Below are 20,660 nucleotides of genomic sequence, written 5' to 3'. Positions count from 1 at the left end.
CATAGCTGTTTAGAATCTACTCAGGAGGGTGGTCAATGACTCTAAAACGATTTCAAAATGGCAGTCAATGGTTAAAGGCCGATTTTCATCTGCACACACGCGCAGATAAAGAATTCAGCTATAAGGGTGAAGATAATGATTATCTTAATCAATATATAGAAGCCCTGCTGGTTGCAGACATTGGTCTTGGAGTCATTACCAACCACAACAAATTTGATCTGAATGAATTCAAAGCTCTGCGCAAAAAAGCCAAAAAGTCCGGCATTGGTTTATTGCCGGGTATTGAGCTGTCAGTCAAAGATGGGCAATCAGGTGTACATACTCTGGTCGTATTTTCTGATGAGTGGTTTAACAACAAGGAGCAAGCTAACCATATACAAAGTTTCTTGAGCCTGACGTTTGCGGGTATTGCCAACTTTGAAGATGAAAATGCTCGCTCTAACCATAATCTGGTGGACACTGTCCGGGAACTGGATAAATTCCAAAAAGATTATTTTTTGGTTTTTGCTCATGTCGAAGCACCCAATGGTTTGTGGGGTGGGCTGTCACCTGGGCGTGTTAAGGAGTTATTTGATACTACTGCCGTTCAGCGCAGAGCCTTGGCTTTTCAGAAGGTTCGATCCCATGATACGCGAGATAAAATCAGGCAAGCATTGGACAAGCTCTACCCAGCTGAAGTCGAAGGATGTGATGCTAAGCAGTTGGCAGATATGTCTGTCAGAAAGGAGTCCTGTTTTTTAAAACTGGGAGCTTTTAGTTTTGAAGCCGTTAAGTTTGCCCTTCAGTGCAAAGAAGCCAGAGTTCGTTCTATTCAACCAGAATACTCTCACTCATATATCCAGAAAATCAGCTTTGAAGGTGCTGGCACTCTGGGTGGTACAGAGATATTTCTTTCTCCTGGACTGAATACTTTGATAGGTATTCGGGGTAGTGGGAAGTCATCCATTCTTGAAGGAATTCGTTATGCACTGAACATTCCCTTTGGGGCAAAAGCATCCGATATTGACTACAAGGAAGGACTGGTTAAGCACCTGTTACATAGTGGTGGAAAAATCACTATTGATGCCATCGACCGTCGCGGACAGCTCTACCAAGTTCGCAGAATTCTAGGCGAAAGACCCGATGTTTTTGTTAACGGGCAATTACAACCGGGAGTCTCTATCCGGGAAACCGTCCTTCATCAGCCTATCTATTTTGGTCAAAAAGATCTTTCCAGTACTGGAGCAGGATTTGAAAAAGATCTGATAGAAAAACTGGTAGGTGATGCTCTCGTACCCGTGCGTGAAAAAATTAAACAGGGTCAACACAATGTGCTGGATGCAATTCACCAGATCAAGAGGCTTAACCGGGCGGTATCTCAAAAACAGGAGTGGACACAAAAACAGCAAGATGCTCAGTTTCAACTGAAGTTTTATCAGCAGCACGGTGTGGAAACCAAACTACAAAAACAGATTGACTTTGACCGCGATGAACGAAAAGCACAACAAGTTGTTCTTGGTGCTGATAATTACCTGTCTGAATTGAACCGTTTTATAGCCAACTTTGAAGATGAGCTAAAAAATCAGGTTCTCTATAAGTCACCACAGAACAAACCGTTTTTTGATGACTTTTTTACTACCTATCAAAGCCTGTTAGCTGGCTTTGATAGCATAAAGCAGGTAGTTACCGATAGTCAGGCTACGTTGCAACAATTACGAGAAAAACTTTTCGGCTTTAGTGAACAAAAACTATCTCTGAAAGAAGAGTTTGCGGAAATAGAACGAAAGCTTGCAGGAGAACTCAAGCAAGCTGGTGCACAGGCCATCAGCCCACAAGAGTTTAAGCAACTAAAATCTTTGCTGGATCAGGCAGAGCAAATGCTACAAGTGTTAGCCAAGAGTGAACAACAATACAGCGATCTTGGTGGAACTCTTGGGAAGGAGTTGGATGGCCTCGATAAATTATGGTCAGACGAATATCGTGCCATCGAACAGATCCTAAATAAGATTAACCTTGTTGACTCTCCTTTGAAAATTCGATCCGATTTCAAAGCCAGTAAAGCCGCTATGCTTAAACATATTCAGGACTTGTTCCGTGGGAGTCGTATTCGTGAGATAACGCTGCAAAGCGTTGTTGATGAGTTTCAGGACTTTGGCGCTATGTGGCGTGAGAAAGATCGACTGAAATCCATTCTGGGTGGCTCGTTTGATACATTCTGGCAGTACTTTGAAGATAAACTAGATAGCTTAGTTACGTGGCAGGTGCCTAATACTTACACCATTGAATATCACAACAAACCTTTGGCTCAACACTCTTTAGGTCAGAGAGCTTCTGCCCTCATGCTCTTTGTTTTAAGCCAGCGTGAAAATGATGTTGTTATCATAGATCAGCCAGAAGACGATCTGGATAACCAAACCATCTATGACGATGTCATCAAGTTAATACAGGAACTAAAACCAAAAACTCAGTTTGTCTTTGCAACTCACAACGCAAACATACCTGTATTGGGTGACTCCGAACTGGTCGTTGCCTGCGAATACCGTGATGATAGAATCCAGTCTAATAGCGGAAGTATTGACTGCTGCAACATACAGCAACGAATTGTTAGCGTCATGGAAGGCGGAACAGAAGCATTTGAAAAACGTAAACAGGTATACGAGGCATGGAAACCGCAGAACTCTTAGGCATTATTGCCAACGGTGAAGATTCCAGACACCAGTTTAAAGCAACTGTAAACAACGTTAATTCGTTAGCATCAGAAATGGCCGCTTTTAGCAACTCAAAGGGTGGCCATATTCTCATTGGCGTCAATGATGATGGCACAATAACAGGGCTGTCTGATGCTGAGTTACGAGAAATCAATCAAAATATTGCCAATGCGGCAACAAACAGAGTAATGCCAGCAATCAACCCGATTACCCAGAACTTTACTCTTCCTGGAGGCAGAGTAATCGTACTGACCGTCGAGGCTGGTTTAGTCAAACCCTACATGGACTCAAGTGGTTACATTTGGGTAAAAAATGGTTCTGATAAGAGAAGAGTCACAGCCCGCGAGGAGCTTCAGCGGATGTTTCAGGAAGCAGGGTTGGTACATGCTGATGAATCATCGGTGCAAAACTCTTTTACAACTGAGATTGATGAAGAATTTTTTGATACTTTCTTTGAACGAGAATACGGAGAGTCTGCAGATAAACAGCACATTTCTCGTTCACAGTTATTAGAAAACATGAATCTTGCAAAAGATGACTTGCTGAATATTGCAGGTACATTACTGTTTTCCACTCGCCCACAAGTTCGACTGCCTGTTTTCATTGTCAAAGCGGTTGCCTTCCCTGGAAAAAATATTGAGGACACTCAATATATTGATAGTCAGGATGTTAAGGGCAAACTAACCGATATTTTTCAGCAGTCTCTGGGGTTTGTGCTGTCGAACATCAAGCACATTCAAAAAGATCAAGGGTTTAACTCCATTGGTGAGCCTGAAATACCACGTATTGTTCTTGAAGAACTCATCGCCAATGCGTTAATACACAGAGACTACTATATCTCAGCACCTGTAAAATTATTGGTATTTACTGACCGCATTGAAATTATAAGCCCAGGACATCTGCCGAATAACCTGACGGTAGAGAACATAAAAATGGGCAACTCTAATGTTCGCAACCCCGTCCTTGCATCATTTGCCCCCAGATTGCTGCCATACCGAGGTCTTGGTAGTGGCATCAAGCGAGCAATCAAAGCCTACCCAGATATAGATTTTATTGATGATCGAGACTCAAATATCTTCAAGGTAACTATTTTTCGTAAAGGGTGCTGAATACTTACGGAGAGATCATGAAGTCCAATCTAGCCATAGTTAAAACAGCGATAGCGATAGCTATTAGTTTGAGTTTATACGCCTACGGCAGCGGTAATTACTCACAAAACACGACGCAGACGACAACGCTTGCTCCAACTCCTATATCTGAAAACCAACAAACTCTGGCTATGGTGTTTCCAAAATACACGACTGTGTTTGGTATTAAAGTTCGGGGCACAGAAAAAGTACCCGATGAAAAGCTGCTTCATGCTGCGAAAATCCTGGCTGAATACCTCGATAACAATGACGATGGCCTTATCGACAATCAGCAAGTGGTAGATATGTTAGTTGCACAAAAAGCCACTTTGGCAATGATAGCTGACGATTCCGAACTACAGCCTGTAAGGGATAAAGTCGGAAATAAAAAGAAACTACCCAATCTGCAAGACCTGAAAGCAAGCGAAACACACCCAAATGGCGCGGACAGAGGTGTATTTGATGGCGCCCTCGAAGAAGTACTGCATTTGATCACCCATCTTGGCTACAGCAAAATTTATCCTGAAGTGTTTGGCGAGCGACACGGTTCATTGATTGCCGATGCCATGGACAAAGCTCGTGGTGGTCGGTTTGATACAATCCCGGACAGTTACCCTAAACACGCCTGGTTCACTTATGAGGATGAAAGCTGTAACTACAGTTGCATGATCACTGAATATACTTATTTTGCACTGACTTCGATGCTCGGCGGTCAAGAGTTTCCCGGTCGATTGGAAAAAATCCAAAATGAATGGACATTAAACACCAGAGCTAAAGTACAATCAGGTGACCCTGATGTTTACAAAATTCTGACTAATCGGGCCTATTCACTGCCCAGTGTATTACCAGACGGTCAGTACAACTCGGCCCATTTCGAGATAAAAATGGGTGCTGATGAGTCAACAGTGGTCAGCACAGAAGCCCATGATTCTGCGACAAAAGCAGAACAAACGTCAGTCGTGCTGCTGGTCGCTGTAATGATCATTTTTGGAAAAGTGATGCTGTACTGACTCTAAAAATGCGGGAAGGAAAAAGTTTAATTTCTTTCCTTCTTACTATTTCAGACTCTCATCTCAATGCCATGCCTGGCCATGTAAGCTTTGGCCTGGGGAATAGAGTATTCAGCAAAGTGAAAAATACTCGCAGCCAGAACAGCATCGGCCTTACCTTCCTTCACAGCTTCAACCAGATGATCCAGATTTCCGGCACCACCCGAGGCAATAACAGGAATGTCCAGAGCATTGGATATGGCTCGGGTTACGCCAATGTCGTAACCGTTCTTTACTCCATCCTGATCCATACTGGTCAGAAGAATTTCGCCAGCTCCCAACTGTTCCATTTTCCTGGCCCACTCAATCGCATCCAGTCCGGTTGGTTTTCGGCCGCCATGGGTAAAGATCTCCCAGCGTTCAGGCTCACCTGACAGGCTGACCTTCTTGGCATCGATGGCAACAACAATACATTGGGAGCCAAAACGATCGGCAGCTTCCTGAACAAATTCAGGATTAAAGACAGCAGCCGTATTAATACTGACTTTGTCGGCACCGGCATTGAGCAGGGTACGAATATCTTCCACCTTGCGAATGCCGCCGCCTACCGTCAGAGGGATAAACACTTCGCTGGCCATACGCTCAACGGTATGAACCATGGTGTCGCGGTCTTCATGGCTGGCGGTAATATCCAGAAAGGTGATCTCATCTGCACCCTCTTCGTTATAGCGTCGAGCCACTTCAACGGGGTCACCGGCATCACGGATATCAAGAAACTGGACGCCTTTCACTACTCTGCCATTGTCAACATCCAGACAGGGAATAATTCTTTTCGCTAAGCCCATTGAGCGGCCTCTCTATTTTTTGCAATAAACCGATTAAAGACTCAGTTGACCAGACGTAGGCATACCGGATATCGGTACTCATCTCCCCGACTGGCTTTCATGCTGGCCCGGATCACAAAAATCAGGGCAAAAACCACCGCAAACGGAATCAGGGGAAGAAAGAGCAGCCCGATCAGAACAGCATTCAGTAATCCCCAGATGGCAATCACCAGAGTCACCGTGATCTGGAAATTCAGAGACTCTTTGGCATGATGGGCAATAAACATAGACTGATCTTTTTTCTGATACCAGATCAGAAAAGGGATCAACAGGTTCGTGCCTGGCAGGACACAGCCAAACAAGGTCAGAATATGGGAGAAAACAGCCCAATTCTTCTCATTGGAATCGGGCTTTTTCATAAATGGTTGCAAAGCGTCTATGTCCATTTTTTTAAGCTCGAACGTATTTTAAGTGTCGAGCCCCCTCTAAGGATTCCAGTTCAAAAAGTTCTCAAGCAGTTTCAAGCCGCTGTCAGCGCTTTTCTCAGGGTGAAACTGCACCGCAAAGATATTGTCCCGTGCTAAAGCCACATCAAAATCAACGCTGTAGTGACAACGACCAACAGCCATCCCATCGTCATTTGCATGAGCATGATAGCTGTGGACAAAATAGAAGCGGGCATTATCTTCGATGCCTTTCCACAAAGGGTGGTCACGATGTTGCTGAACCGGGCTCCAGCCCATGTGAGGAACTTTCAGTTTTTCACCGGCCTCATCCACCAGCCCCTTGCCAAAAAATTTTACTTGCCCGGGCATCAGACCCAGACAATCAACGCCACCATTCTCTTCGCTGTGATTCAACATGACTTGCATACCAACGCAAATACCCAGAAGCGGGCGCTGGCTTTCGACCACTTCCCGCACCACATCATCTACGCCTTTGGCACGAATTTCTGCCATACAATCACGGATAGCACCGACACCGGGAAGCACCACATGATCGGCCTGCTGAATAATGTTCGGGTCAGAAGTCACCTTGACACGGGTATCGCTGCTGGCCACGTGTTCCAGAGCTTTACTGGCAGAGTGAAGGTTACCCATCCCATAATCGATGACTGCAACTGTCTTCATTTTTTTAACTCACCTGACAGCTTAATGAAAAACATACCGACTGCATCACCCTGTCTGTTTGAAGTGGACTCAAAGCTTTTTTTCGCTCATGGCTGTTTTTTGCTCATGGCTGATTACAGCGATCCTTTGGTGGATGGCATCTGGCCAGCCATACGAGGATCCAGTTCCAAGGCCATTCTCAATGCCCGGCCGAAGGCCTTGAAGACCGTTTCTATCTGATGGTGAGCATTGCGACCGCGCAGGTTATCAATGTGCAACGTCACATTGGCATGATTAACAAAGCCCTGGAAGAACTCGTAGAACAGGTCGACATCAAACTTGCCAATCATGGCCCGGGTAAAATCGACATTAAACTCAAGGCCGGGACGTCCGGAAAAATCGATGACGACTCTGGAAAGCGCCTCGTCCAGCGGTACATAGGAGTGCCCGTATCGGGTCAGACCTTTCTTGTCACCAATGGCTTTGGTGAACGCCTGCCCCAGGGTAATACCGATATCTTCTACGGTATGGTGGTCATCGATTTCGTTGTCACCCACAGCCTTGATATCCAGATCCATCATGCCATGACGGGCAATCTGGTCCATCATATGATCAAGAAATGGCACACCAGTGTCGAACTGGCCTTTGCCACTGCCATCCAGATTGATATCAACCCTGATCTGGGTTTCCAGCGTATTTCTTTCAACACTGGCCTTGCGCTCAGCCATGATAATCTCCAATTATATCTATTCTGTACATAGAGTCTGAGCTGTTATTACTACCAGACTCAAATAAAGACCATTCAAACCTGAATGCTTGCTGACTCCCGGACCTCAATCCGGCCATTATACGGAGCAGCTATCAAGCAGGCGAGCTATTCATCTCGTACTTTTTCGAAAAGTTCTGCTTCCAGCCTCTCAAGCAATCTGTCTATCTCCTTTCGTTTGTTCTGTACCAGCCTGCCACCGGAAGGCCTTTCACGGTCATTGGCCCAGTTCTGCGACCAGCCTACAGTAAAATCCACACATTGTTCAGCAAACTGAGGCAGTGAAAATGCCCTGGACTGTTCCACACACCCGGTAAGGAAATTATCGACATCCGACTGCTGGATTGGGTATTTGCCAGCCGCTCTCTTCATACTCCCGGGCTTGAGGACATAGATCCAGATTTGCCCCTTCCCGGGTAGCTGGCCACCAGCCATTGTCTTGAGTTGTCTGACACTGATGAGGGTTCTGCAGTTCAGAGTTTCATTGCGATCCAGGCTGCTGATCTGATGACCGGATGATGCCAACAACAAGCCATTGAATAACTTCCCTTCTTTTGGGGTAACACCCGGAACGGTCTTTGTCGGTGATTTTTCAACGACTCTGGCAAACCAGCCCCGCTGATAACCGCTGACCCAGACAGGGAACTCAGCCTTGTCTTTGTTGAGCTTCTTCTCCCTGGCTGCTTCCAGCATCAGCATGTCTGAAGCAACAAGGTATTGCTTTTGAGTGGTATCAACCCTCGGGAAACACGCCAGGTCCAAAGCCCATGAAGAGACGGGCAAAGCCAGGCAGAACATTGTTGCCAGCCATCGTTTGACTGACATTATCCCAAAAGCGTCCATTGTCTCCATAACCCGTTCCCAACGTATTCAGGCGGCAGAGGCCGATTTTCCCCAGGCAGAGTCACGCAAACAACCTCACCACCATATTAGTCGCTGAACTGCCGCACCATAGCGAGGGTTGAACATTTCCCGGGGTCATTGCTTGCTGTTCGATGAGCCAGACAACACTTGGCGACTGAAAAATTAATTCAACACAAGACTTGCAATTATTTTTCAAACCTGATTTGTTAAAAGCAATGATCAGAAGGATCTGATTCATGTCAGCTCGAGTGCTGTTTATGGAAAAAAACATCAGGCTCGGAGTTGTTGCTACCCTGGCAACACTCACCGCTTTTTCGGCGGATGCCCTTTTATTGCCTCCAAAACCCTTGACACTGAGTTCATCATGGGATTGTCGCTCCGATCAGAGCAGCGACTGGCTATGCCGAAGCAGCCAGACAGATCGTTACGAACAATCTCTGGAAACCGCTGCTTATTCTGCTTCAAATAGAAATAACGGGTACCCGGAAACTATTTCTCAGCAGCACTATGAGCCTGTCAAAGCGGAGCCAGACAACCAGTTCAAACAGGAGTTTGTGCAGCCGGACTATCCTCGGCAGGGTAACAACTACTCCTACACCTATCAACAGACGACTCCAGAACAACAACTCCGGCAGAGAGTCAACGAACTAATGGGCTCGGAACATGGGAGTTTTGTTATCCAGTGGCTCGCAACCCATACCGAAGAACCATTAAGGGATCTACAGCGTCGTTTCCCGGTCCTGCAGCAAGCGACGATTGTCCGCTATCAGCGCAAAAACAAAGATTGGTTTTTATTGCTGGACGGACCATTCAAAGATAGCCAGTCAGCAATGACAGCCCTCAACAGTCCTCCCCGGTTGTTGCTGACCGACAAACTCTATCCCTGGACACGGTCTCTGGCCAGCATTCAGAAGCTCAACCTGATTATGCCAGGTGAACTCAGAGATCCCGGTGACCCCTCACAGCCACTGAACGAACAGCGTTATGCCTACAATAATCCTGTAAAGCCGGACAATAATCGATTGTTTGCCAGTATCGCTCCCGCCTATCCAAAATTGCAGCAACAAGAAACCCATCGGGATTACAACGTCGATTCTCAGCAGACATCTGAGCCACCATTTCACTCGTCCTATCAGTCCGAGCCTTATAAAGAACCAATGGATTTGAACTACAGTGCTCCTCGTTCGCAGCGTTATACCCGGACGACTCCTGAAAAGGAGGACTTTCAGACAAAACTGCACTACCAGCAGAGCTACCTGAATGAGGGTTATTCAACGTATTCGGTCCAGGAAGAGACCAACGAATATCGTCGTCCAAAAGAAGCCAGAGAGTACCAGCAACCGGCCAGACATGACATTCTCAAAGCTTCCCGGCACAGTTACGCTATCCAGTGGCTGGCTGGAACCCGAAGAGATACGCTCGAAAGAGTCCGCAGGCGGTATGCACAGTTGAGTGACACCCAGATCATCCACTATCGGAAAGGATATCAGGACTGGTTTTTACTCGTGGGTCCTCCCTATACCAGCAAAGATCAGGCTAACAGAGCACTTTCCAGCCCGGAGCTGGCCCGTATTTCTATACGCCTCTCCCCCAGAGTCCGATCGGTTAATGAACTACAAAGTCTCATTACAGGGAAGTCAGAAAAGACTCAGCAGATAACCTCCCGAAAGGTTACTCAACCGCAAGGGACAATCATCAGTGGGCCGGGAAACAGCTATACCATTCAGTGGTTTTCAGCCAACAAGCCAGAAGCCATTGAGAAGCTGAAAAAACGATTCCCGGAATTGAAGTCTGCAGTTACGGCGCGATACCGAAAAAACCAGAAAGACTGGTATGTCCTTTTGCAAGGTCAGTTCACCAGCAGTAAAGAAGCTCTGGCTGTTCTCAATTCACCTCAACTGAAAGACGCTGTCCAGGTCCTCTACCCCTGGACCCGCTCGGTAAAATCCCTCAAGAAACTACAGGCCCGGGAAAGTTAGGGGGGGGACAATATTTTCACCCCCCTTACCAACTCCTCAAACACTTGCGGTACACTATCCTGACCAAGGAATAACAATATTTTGTACCCAGAGATCCCGAGGTCTCCAATGAACCGTGCAATTAAACTCATCGCCTTTTTGGTGGCTGGCATCATAATTCTTGTTGTTGCTGCTGCCCTGATTCTTCCGAAAGTGATAGATCCCAACAATTACCGGGATGACATTTCCAAAATGGTTTACGACAATACTGGTTTGACGCTCACGATTGACGGCCCTATTGGCTGGTCGGTCTTTCCCTGGCTGGGACTTTCCCTTGAACAGGTGAATGTTAAAGGGGCAGACAACTCCGAGCTGGCCAGACTGGGGACAGCGGAAGTCAGTGTTAAGCTGCTACCTTTGTTAAGCAAAAAAGTAGAAATGCAAACAGCCAGGCTGATAGGGCTGGATCTTAATCTGGTCAGGAACGAGTCCGGCCAGGGCAACTGGGAGGTTTCCAGAAAAACAGGTAGCGAGCCTGTTGCAACAGAGACCACAACAGTTGTATCGCCCGAAGGTACCACCGAATCTACACCTCTGGAATTGGATATTGCCAATGTCAGTGTTGAAGGACTGGTGATCCGTTATGACGACGAGAGCACAGGTAAAACCTACCTGGTTGATCAGGCCGGGTTGGAAACCGGGGCAATTCGCAACAATGAGCCTTTTGACTTTAATCTGAAAGCTCGTATCAAGAGCAGTGAACCCGATCTGACACTGATGACTGGCATCACGGGTGTTCTGAAGTTCAGCCTCAAAGAGGGCACCTATGATCTGCAGGATCTCAAAATATCGGCCAACCCGGCAGCAGATAATCTTGTCGGGACAAGCACCGAAACCCTGCAAATTGTCGGCGCCCTGAACGTTCAGCAACAACCGTTGATGGTGAAAGGCCACCTGGATGTCACACAGTTCAATCCAGGCAAGTTTCTGAAAGAGATCAAGATCCTGCTTCCCCCCATGGCAGATCCCGGGGCAATGACCCAGCTGGCTTTCAAGAGCAGCTTTAACACCGATGGTAAAAGCTTCTCTGCAGACAAACTGGATCTGACGCTTGATGGTTTCAATCTGGATGGTTTCTTCAAAATCGGAAACCTGCAACAACAGGACATGACTTTTCAGTTCAAGGGCGGTGACCTGAACCTGGATCGCTACCTGCCACCTGCCTCCGAACAGACAGAGACCAAAGAAGAATCAAAAGGCAAGTCTGAAGGTGTGCAGAGCACAGAGCCTCCGACCTTTGCGTCAGGTACTGTGAAAGAGCTTCAGCCCAACCAGGCGCTGCCACTGATTCCGGAAGACGCCCTGCGTCCTCTGAACGTCAAAGGCTCTCTGGAACTGGCTTCCCTGACCGTGGCAAAACTCACTTTTAACAAGCCTTCAGTCCAGCTTACAGCCCTGAACGGACAACAAGATATCAAGCTGGCTTCCGGCTTCTACGAGGGCACCATTGATCTGGACGGCAAGCTGGATGTTCGCAAACAGGGTAATCCTGAAATTCAGACAACAGCAGATCTGAACGCTATAAATCTGCAGGCTCTGGCTCAGCCCATACCGGCTTTGAAATCCATTGAAGGTAAGGTCAATGCAGACATGAACCTGACAACCCATGGCCAGCTTCAGAGTGTCCTGATCAGTAACCTGAACGGAAAGGTTGACTTCAATGTCGATAAGGGAGCCTTTACGGAGGCCAACTTTGACAAGATGGTGTGTGAGGGAATTGCCAGAATACGCAAGAAAGATCTGCAGAAAAAAGACTGGGGTCATACCACCCGGTTCACCCAGCTCGGAGGCAGTTTCACCATCAGCAACGGGGTAGCCAGCAATAAGGATTTGACTGCTGCTCTGACCAACCTGAATCTCAAGGGTGACGGCGATATCAATCTGGTCAAACAGACTATGGATTTTCATGTGGGCCTGAACATCAGTGGCGACCGTGCTCCCGATAGTGACCCAGCCTGCGAGGTCAACGAAGACTACGTCAATGTCGCCTGGCCGGTTCGTTGTCAAGGCAAGCTGGGACAGCAGGAGTGTGGTATTGATACCAAACGTCTGGCCGACACCATTGCTTCACTGGCCAGACAAGAAGTGAAAAAGCGTGTGGAAAAAGAGATTGAGAAGAAAGCCGGACACCTGAAAGATGCCCTGAAAGGTCTTTTCAAATAAAAAAACCGTTTTTCCAATGCTTCCTGCTCTATTGCCCCCCGCTCATCCGTGTCGGTATCAGTGGGGGGGAATGCGAGAAGCTGTCAGCCGAAGGTGGATTCACAGAAGTAATAGAACTTGTGAATGCAAATCGTTATGTTATAACATTTACAAAATAACAAGCATTGACTAGCTTTATATCACCCAACGCATTGAGCATTTTCACACTAGGAGCCTTCTGTGCCTGCAGTCAACCCGCCGATTATTTTTACTGACTTCCACTCTCCAGCAACCAAAGTTACTCCCTTTAAAGGAGCTATCCGCAAAAGATCAGCTTACAGCCAAATGGCAAAAGCGCTGATTCTGCTAGCAGCGTCAGCCACCGCAACTGTTCATGCTGAAGGATTCAGTCCAAATTTCAGCCTTATTCTGGACGGCCATTACAAGTCAGCTGACAGCGCTCTCAGCGAATATGAAAAGGGCTTTGGTCTGGGTCATATTGAACTGGGTGTCAGTGCGGCTATTGATGATCTTTTCTACGGCAAGTTCACCGGTGTTGTGCATCATCACGGCGGCGAAACCGAGTTCGAAACAGAAGAGGCATTTATCCAGACTCTGGCTCTGCCTGGCGGTTTTAGTGTTCGCGCTGGTCGATTTCTGTCTGACATCGGCTACCTGAATAGTCAGCACGCTCACACGGATTCATTTGTTGAAAGGCCTGCCGCTTACCGGGCAATGCTGGGGTCACACTACTATGACGACGGTGTACGCCTGAGTTATGTAATGCCTACCGATACGTTCTGGACGATCGGTACCGAAGCTTTTAGTGGTAAAAAGATGCAGGCTGCAGATTTAACCGATCCAAAATCAGTGGGAGTCTACACCGCCTTCACCAAAATTGGTGGTGATTTTAATGAAGAGCACAGCTGGCAGCTGGGTCTGAGCTATCTCAGAAATGACAACGGCGCCAGCATCAGCAATCATGACCATGAGCACGAAGACGATGAAGATCACGGACATGAAGAAGATGAGGGCCACAGCCACTCTCATAACGCCCAATTTACCGGCAAGAACACCTATATTGCCGATGCCGTATGGAAGTGGGCTCCTGATGGTAACTTCAAGTACCGCAGCCTGACCCTGATAGGGGAATATCTGCAAACACAGGATCTCAGCGACACCTTTGAGGGTAATGAAAAGAATAAAGGCTTCTACCTGAGTGGCGTTTATAAGATGACGCCTCAGTGGGCAGTGGGTGCTCGTTACGGGGAGTTCAGGGGCTTCGAAGCCCACGAGGACCATTTCGACGAGAAGAAGCTGCAAGAAACTGAACTTATGGTGTCCTGGAGCCACTCTCACTTCTCCACAGTCAGACTGCAGTACACTCATCAGACAGGTGACGGTTTCGAAAACACCAACAACATCGTAACCCTTCAGTATGTTATGTCCCTTGGAGCTCATGATGCGCACACTTTCTAAACTGTTGCTGGCATCCGCTCTGGCCTTTCCAGCATCCAGTCATGGAGCATTGACCGTATTTGCCTGTGAGCCTGAGTGGGCTGCATTGTCTGAAGAGCTCGCTACTGATACAAAGGTTTACACGGCAACAACGGCCCGACAGGACCCTCACCACATTCAGGCTCGTCCGGGACTGATCTCGAAAATAAGAAAGGCAGACATAGTCGTTTGCTCAGGTGCTGAGCTGGAAACCGGCTGGCTGCCGGTTCTGCAAATGAAGTCAGCCAACCCAAAAATTCAGACCGGAGACAAAGGGCTGTTCTTTGCTGCTGATCAGGTAGAGACCATCGGTAAGCTTGAAAAAGTAGATCCAACCATGGGCGATGTTCATCCGGAAGGAAACCCTCACCTGCATCTTGATCCTTATCGACTGCAGAAAATCGCCCTGGCCCTGGCAGAACGCATGGCAGAGCTTGACCCGGGGAACAGGGATGAATATCTGGCAAACGCCAAAAAGTTCTCAGAAGTCTGGGAGACCAATATCAAGCGCTGGGAAAAGGAAGCCGCTCCACTGAAAGGTAAAAACCTGGTGACCTATCACAGCAACTTTGACTATCTGCTGGAGTGGCTGGGTGTGAATGTTGTTGGTGACCTGGAACCCAAACCTGGTCTGCCACCTTCAACCAGACACCTGGCATCCTTGTTGGAGCTTTCTAAAAAGACGTCTATCGATGCCGTCGTGTACGCCTCCTATCAGGACAAAAAAGGTGCGGACTGGTTAAGTCAGAAAGCCGGTGTGCCCGCCACAGAGTTGCCGATGACGGTCGGTGGCAGCAAACAGAGTAAAGACCTGATCAGCTTGTATGACGATCTCATTCAAAAGCTGCTGAAAGTGACAGGCAAACCGGAAGATTCATAATGGAATGGGCTCTTCTTGCAATCATGATGCCTGCCCTGGTGGCAGGCATCATTGTTTTCAGTACACACCTGGTCCTGGGAAGACAGGTTCTGAAGCGTGGTATTGTCTTCATGGATCTGGCTATTGCCCAGGTCGCGGCTATGGGTGCCATCGTCGCTCATATCCTGACGATGACACAGGCTCACCGTCATGTTCCCCACGATGGCTCCGCAGGATTAGGAGCTTTAATGCCCTTTGCCTTTTCCATTGGTGGTGCTGGCCTGATTGCATGGCTGGCCAAATACTCAGAGAAAGAGCTGGAAGCGATTATTGGCTGCATTTATGTGGTCTCTGCTGCTTCTATCACTCTTCTTATGTCCAGTGATCCCCAAGGCGCGGAGCATATTTCCAGAGCCCTGAACGGTCATATCCTCTGGCTTGGCTGGCAGGACATGGTGGTTCCGGGATTGGCAAGTTTGGCTTTTCTTGCAGTGACAATCATGAGACCAGAAATCCTTGATGGCAGACTTTTTTACCCGCTCTTTGCCCTGATGGTCACACTGAGCGTCAAAATGGTGGGTGTCTATCTGGTATTCAGCGCCTTGATTATGCCCGCTCTGGCTGTCAATCAGTTGTCTGGAAAGAAAGCTCTTGCTTTCGGCTATCTGGCAGGATTAGCAGGTGTGATTCTGGGATTGGTGCTATCGAGTCTTTATGACTTTCCTGGTGGTGCGACAGTTGTCGTTAGTTTGACAGCTGTCTGTGTACTGTTCAGAGTATTGAGCAGGCGCTGATAGCCAATGAAAAAGCGCCAGAAGGACTCACCTTCTGGTAGCCTGACTTTTTAGCCCATAACCTGAGGTCGGCATAAATAAGGCCACTTACGGAAGATCCCGTACTTCGCCCCAAAAACAGCGATAATCCTTCGGATTCAGCCCTAATTTCCTGAGGTAATCTATGGTTTTAAGCTTAACTTCAACTGCCGTATAGTCTTTGCATGATTTAATATCTTCTGGGACAGGCTGCAAGGGGATTTTATCCTTTCTGCACTGATGAAGGTAGCCAAACCAGGCCTGTAAAAATTGGTTAATCAACTTAATTTCCTGTACCGTTTTCGGGCAACGGAAAAACCGAAATTCCAGTGTTGATAACTTCTCGACTTTTTCTGCTCCGGTAATATGCAATAAAGACATAGCCATATACTTTTCCATACAATAATTACCAATTGGACCTAGCCCCATTTGTATGGTCGTCATATGAACAAGTTGGCTATAAAAATGGGCAAATTGATCAAGCCTGTCTTTTTTTTCCGAATCAGTGCTCGCTTTATGGCTTGTTTTTTCAGTATGATTTTCTTCTATTCTTTTATTGTAACGGTCAATAATTCTATTTAACCGCTTTACGGCAAATGGTTTTGTGTCTGGATTATAATCAGCAAATGTTTTATACCATTTAGCTTCATCCTGCTGTAAGATTCGATCATTATTTCCAAACGCCCTCAATAGAAAAGGATTTCGCTGGATCTCAGATTCCATCGCCAGAAGCACACCAGTGTCACCCTGAGTAGCACTCATCGCATCGACGTGTTTATGTCCGGAGCTATAATCAATGAATCCTTCGTTTCGCATTGAATCAGTTACTTCAATCACCTTCTCAAAAGATAACTCCGCGAGTTGATCATCAGAATGATAAGGCGTGCAGTTTATTTCAAACCACCGCCGTGAGTCATAAAAAGGGATCACTGTAAATTTACTGTTAAATCCATAGCGTACACGACGTTGTACGTCAGTACCTTGATCAGTTAACTTTTTTTCTGATAATCGAGATAAAAAAATCTTACGATGATCACCATAACGAAGAGAACAATCATCTTTTAGATCATATTCAAGCTCTTCACCAAATTTAAGGTTTGGTCTGTTTGCCAAATCCACTCCATTGTCATTCGGTAAAGAGCAGTTATCAAACAGGGTATCGACAATGCCATCACAGCGCCGCAAAAAAATAAAATCCATAACATCTCGATTAAAAAACTCTCTTAAATCACTTTTGTTTCTGCGTAAAGCAATGGTTAACAAGTTTCTGTCTTTGTAATCTCCAGAACCACTATCAATAATTGTCTGCCTGAATTTCACAGCAAAATCAAAGATAATACCCAGCTCAGAAAAAAGGCCTCTTGAAGCAAAAAGAGTTTCGAAAAATGGAAATATATCCTTCATTAATTGCTGGTAGGTAAATTTATGATTACAATACCCAATATATGGAGTCACATCATCCGATAGATTCTTTTTTTTGTTGAGATAATCAACTAACATGTCCACCAGACTATAACATAATCCACGCAAATCTCTTTTTGATTCCGCTGCTGCCCCTTCGGTAAAAATAGTAGTCAGGAAAGACTCTATCTCCTCAACCCGCCCCAAGCTAATGGTTTTACCCGCCACGTATTTATCAGGGCTGCTTTCAACAGTAAAACATCGATCATGGACAAGCCCCTCCTGGTATAAAATAAAATCGATAAAAATCCCTATTAATTCGTCTCTTTGATCACCTCTACAGCTTTCTTTTTCGATTACGTTGTATCTCAGTGTATGTATGAGGTTTTCAATAGTATTTCTAAAATGCCCAGCCACTGCCTCAGCTGTAAACTTCTCGCTGACTCTGGCTACATTCATTACCTCAGCACTATCCGTAGTAACGCAATGGGAAACTTTTCGCTCGGGAATAGTCTGATTGACGATCTGGTGACTGCAACCTGGCGCAATAGAGCCAAGCCTGCTTATCTTATTTACCTGTGCAAAGGATTCATCATCAAACTGCAAATTTCTTGAAAAACTTTTAAATACTTTCTGTTCTGAATCAAAACAATCATCATTCTTTTCATCAGGACTGCTTTCATAAAGTCCGCAAGCATCTGTTCTGTTAGAATTTATATTCATTGTTCACTCCATTGAACGTATTTGATTTCTTAGCTATGTAGATTTAGACTATTAATTCTTGAAAAAGTTCCAGAACGATAATTCATATTACTCAATGCCGATCCGCTGCATGAGGCTGATGAGCTGCTTCACCCCAAAATCAGGGAGCGCTCTTATCTAACCAGACAATCAATTTACTGATGTTGTCATGCTAACCAGATCGTGATGCTGCTATCTAAAGCATTCCCATATAGTTGCAGGCGCCACCCCTCATCTCCGAACACAATATAATACAAGAAGCCCAAAAATAAACATTGAACAGAAAGCGATTGTTAAGTTATCAAGCTGAGTTTTTTTGCTGTCGCAACTCATTTCTAACGAGTTCAAGTTCAGAATTAGTTTGCTGACCGGAAAGAGCGTCAAGCCCAGTACTTCTAGTGCTGGGAAGGATAGCTCGGAGTCCAATAGGACTCCTAATGCGGTCTATCCTGTTGTTCGATGTATTGTTTAAGAACTTCAATCGGTGCACCACCTACGGAACCCGCAAAGTAGCTTGGACTCCATAAAGCATTTTTCATATATGCAGGCTTTATCAACTCTGGATGGTATTGCTTCAATCTTCGACTTGAAACACCTTTCAGACTGTTTACCAGTTTTGATACTGCTACTTTTGGTGGGTAGTTTACCAGAATGTGTACGTGGTCTTGCTCGCCGTTAAATTCTTCCAGTTCTACTTCAAAATCAGAACATACGCTTTGGAATATTTTTTCAAGTGTTTTCAGGTTTCCGTCTGTAAATACTTTGCCTCTGTACTTTGTGATAAAAATTATGTGTGCATGCAGCATAAAAACGCATCTTCTACCCTTTCTTAATTTCATTAGACCAACCTTGGAAATAGCTATTAAAGTCTTTATAACTGCCTTTCACCACCCCGATTGATATTTGCCTAAAATCTGTTGTCAAAGAAATAAACAGACATTCAGGTGCACCAACATGCCTCAAGCTCAATACCAGTCTAAGAACCTCAACCACCTTGGCTTGGTTGCCGCTATGTGTCGGGAGTTAAAGAACTATGGGCATACTGTCAAGCTGATTTCACCTCAATTTGTCAAGCCTTATGTCAAGACCAACAAAAATGACTACAACGATGCTGAAGCGATTGCAGAAGCAGCTTCACGGCCCAGCATGCGTTTTGTACCTGTTAAAACGTCAGAGCAGCAGGCCTGGCAACTTCTGCACCGCTATCGTCAACAAGCGGTTGATCAGAGAACTGCCCTGGTTAACCAGATCCGGGGGTCACTATTGGAAGAAGGTATTGTGGTTGCCCAGGGTATTGGTAAAGTTCGTGCACAGCTTCCACGAATTCTGGAAGATGCTGAAAATGGACTCCATTCGCTGACTCGTGAGCTGCTACATGGTTTATCAGAAGAGTTGGCCAGTCTTGACAAGCGTATTCAACAGTATGACCAGAAAATTCAGGAGCTGGCTGAAAACGACGACGAATGTCGTCGAATGATGACTATGCCGGGTATCGGAGCCATCACTGCCACAGCATTGAAGGCAGCCGTTGGTGATGCGACGTATTTTAAATCTGGTCGACACCTTGCCGCATGGTTGGGATTAGTTCCAAGACAGCATTCCACAGGCGGTAAGTCAGTCCTGCTGGGCATCAGTAAACGGGGTGATAAATACCTGCGCACATTATTGATACACGGCGCACGTTCGGTACTCCACTGCCTCAAAAATAAGGATGACCGCTGTAAAAAATGGGTTAGCCAACTTAATGAGCGCAGCAATCACAACGTTGCCGCCGTTGGTCTGGCTAATAAAATGGCTCGGATTGTCTGGGTCATCATGACCCGAAATGAAGTTTACAAGGCTGCATAATGAGGTAAAGGCGGCAGCGGCAAAGTAAAGCATAAGCTTAATCAAAGGGGAACCCCCCCGCAGATTGCGATGAGCATGCACAGTTGATGGCAAACAGGTAAAAACCGGCAACCTGAAACCTGATAGGAGTCTTGGCCCTTGAGGCCGTCGGACTGATAAGGCCAGGTTGCGCGGATACCCATCAGGGCCAGAGGGTTAGACCTCATGAATAGGCCGTATATATGATTGCAGTTATCTTTGTTTGCTAATTAACAAAACAGGCTCTTGCAAAACGGGGCGGACCATATAAGGCTCCTAGCAAAAACACCAGAGTGTCCTAGTATAACTATTGTCGTTACACGGCAGTAGGTTCGATTATGTTGATGCAAAAGACAAGCCAAAGCTTTATGCCAGCGTTGTTGATGGTTGTGTTCTTACTATTTCCCCTGGATGCTTTCTCCGATGGTATCAGGCAAATAGAATTCTTACAGAAAATCGGGACTGATAAGGATCCCTATGTAGTTACGGCAAAGTGGGATTCATCGGGGATGTGCGTTGACTATGTCTTGCCGCAGTATATTCAGACGATTCCGGGCTATGAGAACGGACAAACTATGAATATTCATTACCTGGATACGAGTTACTGTAGCGAATTGTCGGGCGCTGCACAGCTGTTCGAGGTGAAAAGCAAAGATCATTCCGGGAGATCGGCTCGACTTTGGTGGGAGAAAGAGATTGGCAAGGATCCCCGTGCAAGGGTAGACGAAGGTACAGATCCAAACGGATTAGTATGGATTGACAATACCGATAGCAACAAAATTAAAGTCTGGGTCAGTTATGATCGCAAGGAGACTGACTGAGAATAGACTGCCCTGCGTGGCAACTGCTCCTGCGTTGCTCTAGCTCCAGCATCCATGCAGTCGGTGGCGGCAGCAAATTGGTCTGAAAATCTGCTTTTGTTCGTCAAATAGTTCTCTATTCTCCTCACGAAACCAAA

17 protein-coding genes are annotated in these 20,660 nt (G+C 46.3%); 10 read left to right on the top strand and 7 right to left on the bottom strand.

The features are described 5' to 3' along the window. Nucleotides 1-35 precede the first annotated feature (35 nt). From ACOJUN_RS08685 to ACOJUN_RS08675, 3 genes are read left to right on the top strand one after another with little or no spacing between them, the layout of a single operon-like run. Complete coding sequence (locus ACOJUN_RS08685) at nucleotides 36-2,663, top strand: TrlF family AAA-like ATPase (RefSeq protein WP_422136247.1); 2,628 nt, start codon at nucleotides 36-38, stop codon at nucleotides 2,661-2,663. Continuing rightward, nucleotides 2,642-3,796, top strand: a complete 1,155-nt coding sequence (locus ACOJUN_RS08680) for an RNA-binding domain-containing protein (RefSeq protein ID WP_422136246.1) — start codon at nucleotides 2,642-2,644, stop codon at nucleotides 3,794-3,796. The genes ACOJUN_RS08685 and ACOJUN_RS08680 overlap by 22 nt, the downstream gene beginning before the upstream one ends. 17 nt (nucleotides 3,797-3,813) lie before the next feature. Further along, a complete protein-coding gene (locus tag ACOJUN_RS08675) occupies nucleotides 3,814-4,824 on the top strand; it encodes a hypothetical protein (RefSeq protein WP_422136245.1) in 1,011 nt (336 codons plus the stop codon). A 50-nt stretch (nucleotides 4,825-4,874) separates the two neighbouring features. Here ACOJUN_RS08675 and hisF read toward each other — a convergent pair whose 3' ends face one another. The 5 genes from hisF to ACOJUN_RS08650 form a co-directional block, all read right to left on the bottom strand. After that, nucleotides 4,875-5,648, bottom strand: coding sequence for an imidazole glycerol phosphate synthase subunit HisF (gene hisF / locus ACOJUN_RS08670; protein WP_422136244.1), 774 nt, complete (start codon nucleotides 5,646-5,648; stop codon nucleotides 4,875-4,877). A gap of 41 nt (nucleotides 5,649-5,689) precedes the next feature. Further along, the gene (locus tag ACOJUN_RS08665) at nucleotides 5,690-6,046 is read right to left on the bottom strand and encodes a DUF4870 domain-containing protein (protein ID WP_422136243.1); all 357 of its coding nucleotides are present in this window, start codon (nucleotides 6,044-6,046) and stop codon (nucleotides 5,690-5,692) included. A gap of 66 nt (nucleotides 6,047-6,112) precedes the next feature. Continuing rightward, nucleotides 6,113-6,757 carry an imidazole glycerol phosphate synthase subunit HisH gene (gene hisH / locus ACOJUN_RS08660; protein ID WP_422136242.1) on the bottom strand — a complete coding sequence of 215 codons (645 nt, stop codon included), beginning with the start codon at nucleotides 6,755-6,757 and terminating at the stop codon, nucleotides 6,113-6,115. Nucleotides 6,758-6,870: 113 nt separating this feature from the next. Continuing rightward, the gene (gene hisB / locus ACOJUN_RS08655; RefSeq protein WP_422136241.1) at nucleotides 6,871-7,464 is read right to left on the bottom strand and encodes an imidazoleglycerol-phosphate dehydratase HisB; all 594 of its coding nucleotides are present in this window, start codon (nucleotides 7,462-7,464) and stop codon (nucleotides 6,871-6,873) included. A 146-nt stretch (nucleotides 7,465-7,610) separates the two neighbouring features. Beyond that, the gene (locus ACOJUN_RS08650; protein WP_422136240.1) at nucleotides 7,611-8,354 is read right to left on the bottom strand and encodes a hypothetical protein; all 744 of its coding nucleotides are present in this window, start codon (nucleotides 8,352-8,354) and stop codon (nucleotides 7,611-7,613) included. 248 nt (nucleotides 8,355-8,602) lie between these two features. Here ACOJUN_RS08650 and ACOJUN_RS08645 point away from each other — a divergent pair, with 248 nt between their 5' ends. The 5 genes from ACOJUN_RS08645 to ACOJUN_RS08625 all read left to right on the top strand — a co-directional run bounded on the left by ACOJUN_RS08645 (nucleotide 8,603) and on the right by ACOJUN_RS08625 (nucleotide 15,676). Next, nucleotides 8,603-10,345, top strand: coding sequence for an SPOR domain-containing protein (locus ACOJUN_RS08645; RefSeq protein ID WP_422136239.1), 1,743 nt, complete (start codon nucleotides 8,603-8,605; stop codon nucleotides 10,343-10,345). Between the two features lie 108 nt (nucleotides 10,346-10,453). Next, nucleotides 10,454-12,547 (top strand): AsmA family protein, encoded by a 2,094-nt coding sequence (locus tag ACOJUN_RS08640; RefSeq protein ID WP_422136238.1) that lies wholly within the window; start codon nucleotides 10,454-10,456, stop codon nucleotides 12,545-12,547. Nucleotides 12,548-12,766: 219 nt separating this feature from the next. Further along, nucleotides 12,767-14,005, top strand: coding sequence for a hypothetical protein (locus ACOJUN_RS08635; protein ID WP_422136237.1), 1,239 nt, complete (start codon nucleotides 12,767-12,769; stop codon nucleotides 14,003-14,005). After that, nucleotides 13,986-14,903 carry a metal ABC transporter substrate-binding protein gene (locus ACOJUN_RS08630; RefSeq protein WP_422136236.1) on the top strand — a complete coding sequence of 306 codons (918 nt, stop codon included), beginning with the start codon at nucleotides 13,986-13,988 and terminating at the stop codon, nucleotides 14,901-14,903. The genes ACOJUN_RS08635 and ACOJUN_RS08630 overlap by 20 nt, the downstream gene beginning before the upstream one ends. Beyond that, the gene (locus ACOJUN_RS08625) at nucleotides 14,903-15,676 is read left to right on the top strand and encodes a metal ABC transporter permease (RefSeq protein WP_422136235.1); all 774 of its coding nucleotides are present in this window, start codon (nucleotides 14,903-14,905) and stop codon (nucleotides 15,674-15,676) included. Before ACOJUN_RS08630 ends, ACOJUN_RS08625 begins: the two co-directional genes overlap by 1 nt. A gap of 87 nt (nucleotides 15,677-15,763) precedes the next feature. Here the strand turns inward: ACOJUN_RS08625 and ACOJUN_RS08620 are convergent, their stop codons facing one another. Further along, complete coding sequence (locus tag ACOJUN_RS08620) at nucleotides 15,764-17,818, bottom strand: hypothetical protein (protein ID WP_422136234.1); 2,055 nt, start codon at nucleotides 17,816-17,818, stop codon at nucleotides 15,764-15,766. 452 nt (nucleotides 17,819-18,270) lie between these two features. Next, nucleotides 18,271-18,675 (bottom strand): IS200/IS605 family transposase, encoded by a 405-nt coding sequence (gene tnpA / locus ACOJUN_RS08615; protein ID WP_422136233.1) that lies wholly within the window; start codon nucleotides 18,673-18,675, stop codon nucleotides 18,271-18,273. 115 nt (nucleotides 18,676-18,790) lie between these two features. Between tnpA and ACOJUN_RS08610 the strand changes: the two genes are divergently transcribed. Both ACOJUN_RS08610 and ACOJUN_RS08605 read left to right on the top strand, forming a co-directional pair. Continuing rightward, nucleotides 18,791-19,684 carry an IS110 family transposase gene (locus ACOJUN_RS08610; protein WP_422136232.1) on the top strand — a complete coding sequence of 298 codons (894 nt, stop codon included), beginning with the start codon at nucleotides 18,791-18,793 and terminating at the stop codon, nucleotides 19,682-19,684. Nucleotides 19,685-20,046: 362 nt separating this feature from the next. Next, nucleotides 20,047-20,523: a hypothetical protein gene (locus tag ACOJUN_RS08605; RefSeq protein WP_422136231.1), complete on the top strand. Its 477-nt coding sequence runs from the start codon at nucleotides 20,047-20,049 to the stop codon at nucleotides 20,521-20,523. The last annotated feature ends 137 nt before the right edge of the window (nucleotides 20,524-20,660 follow it).

Source organism: Endozoicomonas sp. ALD040 (assembly GCF_049275945.1).
In the GTDB taxonomy this organism is placed as follows: domain Bacteria; phylum Pseudomonadota; class Gammaproteobacteria; order Pseudomonadales; family Endozoicomonadaceae; genus Endozoicomonas_A.
Note: the sequence above shows the minus strand (reverse complement) of the source record. Positions and strands in the feature narration are given on the sequence as shown.